This window comes from Streptomyces sp. SID3343, assembly GCF_009865215.1.
GTDB lineage: Bacteria > Actinomycetota > Actinomycetes > Streptomycetales > Streptomycetaceae > Embleya.
The window spans coordinates 1-13,198 of the sequence record NZ_WWJX01000142.1; the positions used below are offsets into that span (position 1 = coordinate 1).

General features: G+C 69.6%; 10 protein-coding genes. 5 read left to right on the plus strand and 5 right to left on the minus strand.

The genetic code is table 11. The features are described 5' to 3' along the window. The first annotated feature begins 198 nt into the window (after positions 1 to 198). The gene (locus tag GT354_RS04675; protein WP_161354883.1) at positions 199 to 1,218 is read left to right on the plus strand and encodes an aminoglycoside phosphotransferase family protein; all 1,020 of its coding nucleotides are present in this window, start codon (positions 199 to 201) and stop codon (positions 1,216 to 1,218) included. A gap of 58 nt (positions 1,219 to 1,276) precedes the next feature. Here the strand turns inward: GT354_RS04675 and GT354_RS04680 are convergent, their stop codons facing one another. Both GT354_RS04680 and GT354_RS04685 read right to left on the minus strand, forming a co-directional pair. Beyond that, positions 1,277 to 2,179, minus strand: coding sequence for a sigma-70 family RNA polymerase sigma factor (locus tag GT354_RS04680; RefSeq protein WP_161354884.1), 903 nt, complete (start codon positions 2,177 to 2,179; stop codon positions 1,277 to 1,279). 355 nt (positions 2,180 to 2,534) lie between these two features. After that, complete coding sequence (locus tag GT354_RS04685; protein ID WP_237534369.1) at positions 2,535 to 3,323, minus strand: TetR/AcrR family transcriptional regulator C-terminal domain-containing protein; 789 nt, start codon at positions 3,321 to 3,323, stop codon at positions 2,535 to 2,537. A gap of 96 nt (positions 3,324 to 3,419) precedes the next feature. Between GT354_RS04685 and GT354_RS04690 the strand changes: the two genes are divergently transcribed. Further along, positions 3,420 to 4,841: an MFS transporter gene (locus GT354_RS04690; RefSeq protein ID WP_161354885.1), complete on the plus strand. Its 1,422-nt coding sequence runs from the start codon at positions 3,420 to 3,422 to the stop codon at positions 4,839 to 4,841. Positions 4,842 to 5,157: 316 nt separating this feature from the next. Further along, entirely contained in the window at positions 5,158 to 5,805 is a 648-nt protein-coding gene (locus tag GT354_RS04695; RefSeq protein ID WP_161354886.1) for an SDR family oxidoreductase, read from the plus strand. A 432-nt stretch (positions 5,806 to 6,237) separates the two neighbouring features. Here GT354_RS04695 and GT354_RS04700 read toward each other — a convergent pair whose 3' ends face one another. Then, the gene (locus GT354_RS04700) at positions 6,238 to 6,423 is read right to left on the minus strand and encodes a hypothetical protein (RefSeq protein WP_161354887.1); all 186 of its coding nucleotides are present in this window, start codon (positions 6,421 to 6,423) and stop codon (positions 6,238 to 6,240) included. A gap of 689 nt (positions 6,424 to 7,112) precedes the next feature. Here GT354_RS04700 and GT354_RS04705 point away from each other — a divergent pair. Further along, the gene (locus GT354_RS04705; RefSeq protein WP_161354888.1) at positions 7,113 to 7,580 is read left to right on the plus strand and encodes a hypothetical protein; all 468 of its coding nucleotides are present in this window, start codon (positions 7,113 to 7,115) and stop codon (positions 7,578 to 7,580) included. Positions 7,581 to 7,986: 406 nt separating this feature from the next. After that, complete coding sequence (locus GT354_RS04710) at positions 7,987 to 9,696, plus strand: hypothetical protein (protein ID WP_161354889.1); 1,710 nt, start codon at positions 7,987 to 7,989, stop codon at positions 9,694 to 9,696. A 413-nt stretch (positions 9,697 to 10,109) separates the two neighbouring features. On the opposite strand, the gene GT354_RS04715 is transcribed toward GT354_RS04710, so the two are convergent. Both GT354_RS04715 and GT354_RS04720 read right to left on the minus strand, forming a co-directional pair. Beyond that, entirely contained in the window at positions 10,110 to 11,411 is a 1,302-nt protein-coding gene (locus tag GT354_RS04715; RefSeq protein WP_161354890.1) for a hypothetical protein, read from the minus strand. Further along, the gene (locus GT354_RS04720) at positions 11,411 to 12,238 is read right to left on the minus strand and encodes a ParA family protein (RefSeq protein WP_161354891.1); all 828 of its coding nucleotides are present in this window, start codon (positions 12,236 to 12,238) and stop codon (positions 11,411 to 11,413) included. Before GT354_RS04720 ends, GT354_RS04715 begins: the two co-directional genes overlap by 1 nt. Between the last annotated feature and the right edge of the window lie 960 nt (positions 12,239 to 13,198).

Here is a 13,198-nt window from a genome sequence, read left to right on the forward strand (position 1 = left end):
CGGGCATGAACGATGGTGTGATTCAACTCGACCGGCACAGTGAATGCCTCCGTAAGGCATCTCGCGGCTACCTCCATGCCTCACCCAGTCGGTGACCGACACGCGATGCCGCCGTTCGAGATCGTAGACAACGCGGCGCGTTGCGTCGAGCGAAAAGTGCTTCGTGCGCAACGGTCGTGCCCGGTTAGGTTCGCTCGTATGAAAGATCACCCGAAGAATCTGGACGAAGCCGACCTGTTCGACGCCCTGACCGCATGGGGGATCGATCCGGTCTCGCTGTCGTACGCTCCGGTCGGCTTCGGCGACTTTCACTGGATCGCCGCCGACGCCGAAGAGCGGCGCTGGTTCGTCACCGTGTCCGACCTGACCACGAAAGACCACGGCGACCGGCCCAACCAAGGCGAACACGGCGCGGATGCCGGCTGCCGCAACCTGACTCGGGCCATGGACACCGCGGCATGCCTGTACGAGCACAACGGGCTCGATTTCGTCGTACCACCGCTCCGCACCCTTCCTGGCGCAGGAAACGAGACGATACGCCGACTCGGGGCCGGATACGCCGTCGGCGTTTTCCCGTTCGTGGACGGCACGGCGGGGCACTTCGACCACGTACTCACGCCACACCGGCGCGGCCTCGTCCTGGACCTGCTCGCGAAGCTGCATCGGACCGCGCCACCGGCCTCGACTCCCCCACTACGCACGGAACTTGCGGCCCGAGGCAGGTTGGAGGCGATCCTTGGGGAGCCGGCCCGTGCGTGGCACGGTGGCCCGTACGCCGAACCGGCCGCAGCGCTGATGTCGGATCACGCCGAAGCCTTCCGCCGGCGACTACACGAGTTCGACCGCCGCGTCGAGGAATCGAATCGCAGACCTGCGGAAGCGGTGGTGACGCACGGCGAACCACACCCGGGCAACGTCGTGTGGCTGGACGAGCGGCCTGTGCTGGTCGACTGGGACACGGTGGGAATGGGACTGCCCGAACGGGATCTGTGGCTCGTCATCGAGGACACGGCCGACCTCGCCCGCTACGTGGACAGCGGGGGCCGGCCACCCGACCCGGCCCGACTGGCCCTGCATCGCCTCCGCTGGGACCTCGACGACGTGGCCGCCTACCTCGACCTCTTCCGATCACCCCACGCTCGCACGCCCGACACCGACTCGGCCTGGGCTGGCCTCGCCGCCACGGTGGAACGGCTCGCGGACGGCGGGGGGCCGTAGAGCGCCGAACTCGTCAGCCGGCGGTCGACGGCCCCCACCAGCCGCCGGTCGTACGCGATCAAGCGTCCAGAACCGCGAGTCGGAGTTTGTCGAGGCGATCCCGCTCCGCGATCACGTCGATCTCGGTGATCGCTTCGACCTCGGTGACCGCGTCGACCGTGATCGTGAAGGACAGCACCAGGAACAGGCGTCCTTGACGGGCCATGGCAAGGCCGGCCGTGCCGTTGACCAGGGCCGCTTCGGTGGACCTGGCCCGTCCCATGGCGGCCATGGCGCCCTTGGCCACGGTGTGGGCGCCCAGGACCACGACCGGTTCGAGGGTGGGGCCCACCGCGCGGTCGGCGCGAAGCACCACGTCCGGGTGCAGCAGGGCAACCAACGCCTGGAAGTCCCCGCCCCGGGTGGCGGCCAGGAAGGCGTCGACGACTCGACGTTGGCGTGGCAGGTCGGGGTCCGGTACCACCGCCTCCCCCTTGACCCGACGCCGGGCGCGACTCGCGAGTTGCCTCGCCGCGGCCGGGGAACGCTCCAGCATCGGGCCCAACTCGTCGAACGGTACGGCGAACATGTCGTGCAGCACGAAAGCCAACCGCTCGGCCGGCGCCAGCGTGTCGAGCACCACGAGCAGCGCCAATCCGACCGAGTCGCCTAGCAGCGCCTCCTCCTCGGGATCGTTCCCGTCCTCGCGATCGACGACCGGCTGATAGGCCGGCGCGTCCAAGGTGTCCTCGCGTCGCGACTGGCGCGAGCGCAGCAGGTTCAGACACACCCGTGAGACCACCGTGGTCAACCACCCGCCGAGATTCTCGACTTCGTCGACGTCGGCACGGCTGAGGCGCAGCCAGGTTTCCTGTACGGCGTCGTCGGCCTCACTCGCCGAGCCGAGCATCCGATAGGCCACCGCTCGCAAACGGGTCCGATCTTCCTCGAAACGCTGTGCAAGCCGGGCCTGGTCGTCCATCGGTCACATTCCTCACGTGGGGGGTGTCGGTGTCGTAGGCAACGTAGCCTTCCGAAACTGGGCTGATGTGACCAGGGACGAACACCGGGGGGCGGCTCCGGGTTCCGGCGCCCGGTCGGGCAGCCGGTCGTGCGCCTGGTCGGGCAGCCTGTCGTGCACCCGGTCGGGCACCCGGTCCGGGCAGACGGTGATGTTGTCGTGACGTCGTCGGTCCTGCGCCGCCGGCGGTACGCGGGCCGACCCACGCGGGCCGACCTACGCGCGTGGCCCTCTTCACCACCATCGGACCGACCGTTTCCCCGACCGTACGTCGCCCCCGGAAAGGGGTTGGGCATCGGCGCGGGGCGGCGCTCGGTCAGGTCGGCGTGGGCGGGGTGGTGTCGTCCCGGTGGGATGCGCCGCGGTCGGATGCGCCGCGGCCGGGAAGTTGGGCGAGGAGGCCGTCGAGGATCACGCGCAGTTTCCACGCCGCCCTGGCGTCCTGGTCGCCGCCGGTGAGCCTCGGTGACAGCGCTCGCAGGGTGGGGTATTGCTCGGCGGGCAAGGCCCGGAACGTGGCGTCGAGTCGGGCGGTGAACGTCTCGGGCCCGGTGGTGTCGGCGCCGGGCCCGGTGGTGTCGGCACCGGGCCGGTCGGCTGCGGCAGCCTGCGGGAGCCGGGGGGCGCCGGCATTCTCCAGGGCGGTCGAGTACATGTACTGGCCGAGCAGGTCGATGGCCCACGAGCACGCGTCGTCGTCGAGGCCGCCCGTCCGAAGCAGGCGCGCCAACTCCTCGGTCAAGCGCAGGCTGTGCGGACCGGGGAGGGCGTCCCGCAGGCCGACCGAGGCGATGTCGTTGTGGCCGGCCAAGGCGGTGACGATGCGGCCGACGAGCAGTTCGAGGCGGATACGCCAGTCGCCGGCGTTCTCGTCGGGCACGACCACGTCGGCGACCGCGTGGTCGAGGACGAGCGCCATCAGCTCGTGCCGGTCGCGGACGTAGACGTAGAGCGACGCCGGACCGGTTTCGAGGGCCTGGGCAACCCGGCGCAAGCTCACCGCTTCGCAACCGAGTTCGTCGACCAGCGCCAGGGTGGCCACCAGGACGGCGTCCAGGCCGAGCATGGATTTCGAGGGGCGAGAACGCGATCGGGCCTGCGGCATGTCGCCAACCCTACCTTGACGAATGCCGTTCGTTAAGGTCATGCTGCTTAACGAACAGCGTTTGTTAAGCCTATTCAAGCCTGGTTGGGAGACCCCGTGACCATTCCCGCGTCGACCTCGGCCGCCCGCGCGGCAGCGCCGGCCGCCCATCCCCTTCGGTGGCGGATCCTGATCGTGGTGCTGCTCGCCCAAGCCCTGGACCTGCTGGACGCGACCGTGATGAACGTGGCCGCGCCGTCGGTCCGCGCCGGGCTGGGCGGCGGGGCGACGGTCATGCAGTGGCTCACCGCCGGATACACCCTCGCCTTCGGCGTCCTGCTGATCGTCGGCGGTCGGCTGGGTGATCGTTGGGGCCGGCGGCGGCTGTTCGTTTTGGGTGCCGCCGGCTTCACGGTGGCCTCCGCCGTGTGCGCGGCGGCGCCTACACCGGCCGTGCTGGTCGCGGCTCGGGTGGCGCAGGGCGCCCTCGGCGCGCTGATGATCCCGCAGGGGTTCGGCATCCTGAGTTCGGTGTTCGACGAACGCGAACGCGGCCGCGCATTCGCAACCTTCGGACCGGTGATGGCGCTCGCCGGGGTCGGCGGCCCCGTACTCGCGGGCGGCCTCATCGCCCTCGACCCCGCCGGACTCGACTGGCGGCTGATCTTCCTGGTCAACCTCCCACTCGGCGCACTGACCGTGGTCGGGGCGCTGCGGTGGATGCCCGCCGACCCGGGCGACCCGCTCGTACGGATCGACCCGCTGGGTGCCGCGCTGGTCGCGACGGGATCCGCGCTCGTCGTCCATCCGCTGATCCAGGGCCGGGAGGCGGGTTGGCCATGGTGGACGTTCGCGGAGATCGCCGCCGGCATCGTGGCCTTCGCCGCCTTCGGGCGACGTCAACGCACGAGCCGCTCGCCGGTTCTGGTACCGAGCCTGCTGCGCAAACCCGCGTTCGTCGGCGGCCTCGCGGTCACCGCCGCGTTCTTCACCGGCCTCGGCGGACTGTTGCTCGTCCTCTCCCTCCACCTCCAACTCGACCTCGGCCGGTCCGCGTGGGGAACCGCGCTCTCCCTGTCGCCGCTCGCCGCGGGCATCGGGCTCGCCTCACTGGTCGCCCCGTCGGCATCCGCCCGGCTCGGCCGCTCGCTCCTGCACGTGGGGTTGGGCGTCGAGGCGCTCGGTACGCTCGCCCTCGCCGTTGTCGCCGCGTCGGGATCGCCGGCCTGGACACTGTCGATACCCATCCTGGTCGTGGGCCTGGGCGTCGGACTGGTGTCCGGCACGCTGGTCCGGTCGATCCTGGCAGCGGCCGAACCCGCCGAGATGGGCAGTGCGTCGGGCGCCCTCAACGCACTCCAGCAACTTTCCACGGCCTTGGGCGTCGCGCTGCTCGGCACCGTGTACTTCTCCGCCCACGACCCCGGCTCCGCCGACCCTGGAACAGGCGGCCTGATCATCGGCGCGCTCGCGGTCACCGCGACCTGCCTGATCGGCGCAGCCCTGGTACTCCTGCTGCCTCGGGCCCGTACCTCGTAGACACACCGCGGACCGGGACGCACCTCGTCGACGGATCACGAACCGGGACGCACTGCATCGAGTCGACCACGAACCGGAACGCACTGCATCGAGCCGACCACGAACCGGAACGCACTGCATCGAGCCGACCACGGGTCGGGACGCACTGCATCGAGCCGACGGACCCCGGGCCGAGTCGCGTCCCGACCGGGTCGGGCCGCACTCGATCCACGCCCCTCGAGTGGCCGGCATCGCATCGCTCCACAACTGCGCACCCACAAGCCACGACCCATATATCCGTAACCCCAACCCGAACCACCACGTGAGGACTGCCGTCATGAGCAACGTGATCGTCTTCGGAGCCAATGGCCGTAGCGGACGTCTCATCGTCCGTGAAGCCCTGAACCTGGGGCACGACGTCACCGCCGCGGTACGCGAACCCGCCCGGTGGCAGCCCCCGACCGCCGAGGGCACGCCCGGCCAAGGGAAGCCGAACGTCGTGCGGGCCGATGTACGCGACGCCGACAGCGTGCGCTCCGCCGTCGAGGGCCACGACATCGTGATCTCCGCAATCGGTCCCTCGGGGCGGCACGCACACCGGCTCTATTCCGACGCGGCGCGGGCCTTGGTATCCGGGATGGAAGGCGCCGGCGTAACCCGGCTGATCGCGATCACGTCCGGCGGAGTCCACCACCGCGACCCCAACTTCCCCTGGTGGTACCGCAATCTCGTCTCTTCCCTGGCGCGGGAGTTGTACGACGACATGCGGCTGATGGAAGCGATCGTCCGCGAGAGCGGCGTCGACTGGACCTTCGTCCGTCCCGCCCGGTTGCAGGACGAGCCGCCGACCGACAACTACCGCGTCCTCGACGCGAGCAACCCCAAGGGTGGCCGTAAGGTGACGCGCACCGACCTCGCCCGCTTCATCGCCCGCGAACTCGACGAACACCGCTGGTCCCACGCGGCGCCGACCCTGGCCGAATAACCCGCGAGGCTGCGTGGGCCGGGAAGCCACCGGGTCTGTCAACCCGAGCCGGTTTCCCGGCCGACGCCCCACCGCACAGCGCATCGGCCCCCCATTGCGAAGCCACGCGCGGAACTCGGCCGGTCACCGGCATTCAAGCCCCCGGCCACCGAACACCGGGCCTGCGGCAGCGTTTTGATACCAGATCAGGTCGTTTGCGATATTACGGCCGGCCAAGAAACCTTGTCGTGAGCCCGCATCCCCCATCGCGCTCGACATACCCAACGCAATTTCCCCCGCAGTCTCCGCACGCCCCGTAACGCCGTGTAGCACCGCACACACGGACTGGACACGCCGACGGCGCGCGCGGCACCAAGAATCTGGATTTTGGCAACTCTTGCCAATCGGGGGCCCATTCCCCCGCTCCCCGTCTCGATTCGATCGCATCCCCCATCACGCGGCAGCGGCCCTCTCCGGCCTCTCCCGACGCTCCTCGTCGCTCCCTGACGACCGTCGGACACCGCCGACGAGCTCCCACTCCTCCGCAACTGTCCCGAAGTCGACCGGATTTCGCCCATACGAGAGCCCGCTCCTCTCCTTCGGAACAGCCTCCCGCTTTGCCGTCTGCGGCCTGTCCACGCGCCCGATCCTCCGTCGCGGGCGGCGCGCGTCGGAGCACCCGACGGCTCGGTAGGCAGCGAATCCGACAAGCAATGCGGGGCCGTGAGATGGGGTGATCTGCTGCCGCGCGCCCGGCCTTCGAGCACTGTTCGGGGACTGCCGGGAAGGTGCCACGAGACGGCCTGCTTGCCCGCCTGTAAGACCCCTCAAACACTCTCTGACCTGGGACTTGCATGGCGAGATGTTCGGGGATCTGTGCCGAGATATATCCGGCGAGCCGCATAGGACGTTGTGCGGCGAAGTGTGTGGCGAGCTGTGCGTCGGTGTGTGCGGGGAGTTGTGCAACAACCCGTTCGTCAATCCGCATGGCTGTGTGTGCGGTTGTGCGGGCGGGTGTGCGGCGCGAGCGGTGGGTGCACGGAGTCTCGGGTGGCTGTACAGATCGACGGCCGGAACGCCGGCCGGAACGCTGGACGGCACGACAGATCTCGCACTCGATGCCCGGGTATTCATGCGTGACAGGGGATGGATGTGCGGCACGATCACCCGACACGCAGACCGAACACAGCCGCTATGCCTTGTTTTCTGGGCTTTTATGGGATTCGCGTCATCGATTCGACACCGACCGCGACACGCCGACTCTCCTGACAGGAAGTCAGAGGGGGCGGATCGCGATAGGGTTTCGGCGTTGACACGAAAGGACGGTCATGGCCACTTCCCGGGAGCGTTGGACGGTGGCGAGGCTCGCGGCCATCGCGGGTCTGCCCAGCAAGGTGGGCTACGAGGCACGGGACCGAAACGTGCTGCACCCGACGGTGCTCTCGCCCAGCGATGTACTGCCGCTGCTCACCTTCGAAGCACTTCGAAGGATCAGTTGGCCCGGCGAGAACTACGCCCGCAACACGCCACAGCGGCTACGCCTGTGGGAACACCTGGCCATCGAACACTCGCGGGTGGGCGACCTGAGCGACGTCGACCCGATGACCGGCCTCTACGTGCACCCCTCGGGCGCCGACCTGGCCGTACGCCCGAGCGAACACGCGGCGCTCGCGCTGCGGTTCGTCGAGGAGAACACGCCCTACCAGTACCTCACGCTCGGCGCGTGGGCCCGTCAAGCCCTCCGGGCCCTGGCCGCCGAGCAGGAGCAAGCAGGACGACGACATGGTGCCGCCTGACCTCCCCGGGAGCCTGTACAGCCCCCGAAGAAGTCCGGCCGCCAAAAGCAGAGCGAGTGGCCTAGGAGTCCAGCCCTAGTCCACTCGCTCGCAGCTCAGCGCCCCGAAGGGCGCCGTCCGAGAAAGGAAGCCTGCCGGCCAAACAACAACCGAACAGTGACACCCAGCCGTTCCGGTACTTCCACGCGCCGAACGGACGGGTTACCTCTACCTCTTTTCTCTTCACCAGCTTCAGGAGCAGATCATACCTGCGATCCTCGAGGCAGGCCCAGTGCTGTCCTCAGCCAAAGCCTTGCCCTCTCCCAGTGTGCCCGAATCCTCCCCGATCACGATGCAGGCGCGCGTCCGAGCCGCCTTGCGTGCTGCGCGAGTTCGCGTCGGCGGCGCCCGCGGCGTCGACCCCACGATGCCCGAGTCGGTTCGCCGCGCATCCGTAAAAGTTCCGCTGGCCGTGGTGACCGGCGAGGCGTACAACGACCTCGCGTTCGTCTTCGCAGCCAAGGTCGGCCACCTCGCCGCCGGGCCGGGGCAACCGGGCTGCATCGCCGACCTGACCACCATCGCGCGCTACCTGGGCCTGACCGTGCGCTCCGTTCCCCAGCCCGACGGCCGGGTCGCGTTGAAGGCGCCCTCCTCCCTGTACGCCGCCCAGAAACAACTCACCGCCGGTGAGGAACTCACCGTCGTTCGGCGCACGAAGCGCTCCGGCACGGGAACCTCGGCCGTACGCAGGCTCCGCCCGCTGTACAAGGGCGAACCATGGGTCGTGGTCCCCGTCGCTCTCTTGGGCGCGGTGCCGCATCGGCATGCTCGCGCGTACGCCGTGATCTGCTACTCCCGAGCCCGGGGCCACCACCTCACCTACGCCGAGCTGGCCCAAGTACTGCGCCACCAGTCGGGTCGACGGATCGGCGAGCCCGTGAGCGTACGTGCGGCCCGCGGCGTGGTGTCCGACCTGGAGCGCTGGGGGTGGGTCGAAGTCGGCCGCCGCGAAGGCTGGCAGGGCCGCAACATGCTGATCCCGCTTCGGCCCTTCGAGCCGGTCTCGGAGCGTGACACGGACAACGGCGTCGAAACCACCGGCGAGGTGTGCGCGGCGATCGAACCGGTCTGCGGAATCGATGACTTCGCCGAGATCGACCCCGGCCCCCAGGCGCCGAACGCAGCGGTGGCGCCCGATTCGACGGCTCCCGTCGATGAAGCCGAAATCGCTGGTGGGACAGGTTGTTTCGAGGATCGCGGCGTGGGTCCGGAGGGTCAATGGACGTCGGGTTCGCAGGGTGTTGGGACGTCCGTCACGGATAAGGAAGACACTCCGACTGACCTACGGAGGACGCCTGACATCGAGGGGGGTTCCGCCCGCAGGGCGTCCTGCGTAGGTAGTGGGCCCGAGCCTGTGGACAACTTCGCTCCGGCCGCGGAATCGGCGATGGTCGACGCCGACCCGGCGGCTGCCGCGCCTACGGCGGAACCCCGTGGATCTCGACGGGCGGGCTCTTCGAGAAACCGGACCACCATCTCGGTCACGGCGGTGCGGGCATTCGCCGAAATCACCCCGCTGGTAGCGGCGATGAGCGCCGGACAACGCGTCGTGGCCGCCAGGCTCGTCGAACGGGCCGTGGCCGAAGTGGGGGACCCCGAACGCGTTTTCGCCCGCCTGGCGAACCGCTGGAGGACGCAGGAGGCCCCGGTGGCCGCCCCGCTGGGATGGCTGGGCGGCCGAGGACTGGTCAGGCGCGGCTGCGCGGACCCCAACTGCGAGGACGGGCGCCTGTGGTTGCCCACGACCGGGCCGGGCATCGGGGGCGACCAGGACGGCTACACGTGCCGCAACTGCGCCCGGCAGACCGAGGACCGGCGAGCTTCGGCCGACGCCCGGTTCGGGGCGGATCGGCGCGCGGAGAACCGACGGACGCCGGCCCGGTACGTCGCGGTGGACGCCTCCGTGGGAACACCGATCCCGGCCGCGCCGGAGCCGATGGGTACGTGCGACGGCTGCGACCGTGCCGTGCGAGGGCTACGAGCCGACCGCCTGTGCGCCGATTGCCGCGAGGAGCAGGAGTCGGCACCCTCGGCCGCTGCACGGCCGTCCTGGGGCCTTCAGAGCGCTTTCTGAGGCGTCCGGTGCCGACGGGAGCGGACGGGTTCTCGCCGACAGGCAGGGGGAACGGGGTCGGAACGGCCCGAACTCCGGTATCGATCCGGGCATTTCGGGTGATTCGGATGATCCCGTCCGGTGGCCGCCACACGGGGAGGCTCATCGGCGGTCTCGTCGGCGCCGAGAGGATGCGAGCTCGTCGGGCCGGCGGCATTCGTACCGTTTCGCGGAGACCTGCCGGCACACGGGTCGGCGATGCGGACGCCGGCGGCCGCGTGCGGTGATCGGGATGTGGGGTGCGGGGCGGTTCGGTCACGCCCGGTGGTTGTGGTGGTGCTCGCACGGCGGGGCCTCGAGGCCAAGGTCGATCGCGGGGCCGGGATCGGCTCCCGCGATCGACCGCCTCGGGTCGCTCACGCCGGGTCCTGCTGCTACTGCTGGGGCGAGAAGATGTCCGGCCGGGCCAGGGCGCCTTCGGCGTCCAGCCGGTCGAGAAACAGCTCGACGGCGGCCGAGAACAGATACACGACAAGGCCGCGTTTCTCGGTCGCGGTGAGTTCGGTGTCCAAGTCACGGGCCAGTTCGTACACGGCCGGACTGACCCGGTAGCTGGACGACTGGCTCGGGTCGGTGATACCGCCGCGGGCCCGCAGGAACGAGCGGATCATCTCGATCTGTTCCTCGTTGTCGTCGGGCAGTTCGAGCAGAGCGGCGTTCAGGTAGTGACCCAGGGCCAGCCGCCGGTTCTGCGATGACCGCTTGTCGGCGGTGAGACGCCTGCCCAGGCGGGACTTGACGTCCGGGAGCAGGCGAAAGCCCCAGGTCTCCCAACCTTTTGAGTTTATCCGCGCGTCGAGGAAGCTCTCGAGCAGGGATCCGTGGGCGGTCTGAGCCCCGTCGTCGTGATCGGTGCTCGCGGGGGCTGCCGCGACGGGAGCGGGAGCGGGAGCGGGAGCGGGAGCGGGAGCGGGAGCGGAGGGGGCTGGGGCGGGGGCGCTTCGACGAGAGGCTCGCGCAGGCGCAGGCGCCTTTGCGGGAGCGGTGCGGACGGGGGGCGCCGGAGCGGGTTCCGGTTCGAGCGCCCGGGGGGAGTGCTCGACAGCGGGGGTGGGCTCGGGGCCCTTGACCTGGGTGGGTTCGGGTCGGTCTTCGGCCACCGGGTCCGGTGTGGCGGCGGCTGCGACCCGTCGGCGTTCCGGTTCGATGACGGGCGGCGGTGTCAGGACGAAGACGGGGGCAGGCGCAGGCCCGGGGTCCGGGGTCGGGGCGGCGACCTGGATGTCTTCGGCGGGTGGGGCGGCGGTGGCGTGTACGGGCTCGGGTTCGGCTGCCGGCTGAGGTGCCAGTTGAGGTGCCGGTTGAGGTGCCGGTTGAGGTGCCGGTGCCGGTGCTGCGGTCGGCTCGGGAGGGGGCGTCGTTGCAGTGGCCGGCGGTGGTTCGGGCACAGGTTCCGGCGTTGGTTGCGACGATGGTTGCGCAGCGGGCGTCGGCGCCGGGACGATCGACGCCGCAGTCTTGAACGGCGGGACCGAACCACCCGTGGGCGCCGAGGAGTTGCCCTGGTTGCCGCCGCCGGTCATCTGGGCGAGGAGCGCTGCCGTCGAGTCGCTGCCCGAGTTCAGGAAACTGCCGCTCATGGCGTCCTGAAGCGCCGCAGCGAGGACGGAGGACTGTACGGCGGGAGCCTTCCGCGCCTTGCTCCTGGGCTTGGGGGTGGGCTTCTCGTCTGTCATCAGGCTGCCTGCTTCACGCGGTCGAACAGTTCGATGGCCAACTCGGTGTAGGCAACGCTCGCGGCGATGTTCGGTTGCTCTATGCAGACGGGGCGCCCGATCTCGTACGCCTGCGAGATCCGACTGTCGCGACGGATCTGCGTCTGGAACGGGTCGAGGCCGTAGTCCTGCAGCCGTTGTTCGACCTGATCGTCCTCGCTGGTGCGGCGGGACGGCGCGTTCGCCTTGTTGATCACCGTGCCGAGGAAGCGCGGCTCGCATTCGCCGAGTGTGCGTTCGGACGTGGCCGCAGTGAGGCCCTTGATCACGGCCGCCCCCTGGACCGTCGCGTACAGCGGTTCACACACGGCAACCACGAAGTCGGCGGCGGCCAGAGCCACGGCGGACAGGGCGCTGACGCTCGGCGGGGTGTCGATGAGCACGATCGTCGGGGTGTTGCGGATGGGTTCGAGAATGCGGCGAAGGATTCCGGTGGTGGAGAAGTCCATCCCGGCGATCTTGCGCTCGGCGTCGACCATGGTGCTCTGGACCGAACCGAACAGGCTCAGGCTGCCTGTGGTCTCGAACGACTTCAGCAACTCACTGCGATCGAAGATCATCTCGGGGACGTCGGGCGTCATGCCGTTGAGCTGCGCGTACAGCGCGAAGCCGACCGAACGCTGCGGCTGCGGAACGACGCCCAACGCGACGCCCGCCTGTGCCTGCGGCTCCAGGTCCACAACGAGGGCATGGAACCCGTTGATCGCAAGAGCGCTCGCGAGGTTCACCGTCGTCGTCGTCTTCCCGGGGCCCCCCTTCTGGCTGGCCACTGCCACAACTGCACCCATCGTGCGTCCTCTCGGATCGAGCGGCCGGAAGCCTGCGGGAGCCGGGTCTCTGTCCGGTGGCCTGTCAGAGCCGTCCACTGCACCTGACAGGGAAGACGACGTACCTCCGGGGTGGTTGCGCTGTTCTTCCGTTGGAAGCGGAAAGACGCAACAAACCAGGATCTAGCGGGCAGAACCTTCAAGGTCTCCTTGAGGGGTCCGACCTAAGTTTTGTCTGTCAGGTTAGCAGCGGATTCCCAAAATTCACTGTGACACTCGGAAAACCCACCCGTATGTCCGGGTTAACCCGTTTGGTCGGCCGAATCTGCCGTCCCAATAGACCCTTTCAGCGCAAGAAATGCGCCCAACCGTGCTGGTTGGTAGCGCCTGAGTTCGACACATCGCATCAGCCGCCCACGGTGCGTGACGACCGGGCATGCCGCGGCCGGCCGCGCTTCGTGGTGTGTCGGGAGATGCGGAGGCTGCGGGGCGGAGCCGGTGGGGTGGGGATGCGGCGGCGCTGGTTCGACACGGCCTTCGGGCTCGGGCTCGGGCCTGGTTCCGTGGAGGGCTGGGAGGGCGCTGCGGGTCGTGGGCCTTGTGTGGCCGAGGCGACGGTGGGCGACGGGAGGCCGGCCTCGGAGGCGGGTGATCGCCGTCGCGTTCCCAAGGCTCCGTGAGCCCCGCGGGCAGAGCCCCGTAGCGGCGCGCCAGGGGCCTGTGCGAAGCCTGGGGCGCCTGATGGGCCCGCCGGGTCCGGAGCGCGGCGTGGTGGCGCCCAGAGAGGCGTTTCGGCGACGGTCCAGCGAGGAGCTGGCAGGCCGGCCGGCCGGCCACACGGTTGCCGCAGCCGCCCGACTCCGGTAGCCAAAAACCCTCGAACGGGGGAAACACTCCCGCCCATTCGGGCCTCCCCGATCGCCGGATACAGCCGGCCATCGACCCACCGAGGGAAACACGCGCCCCCGGTGCGTGTGACCG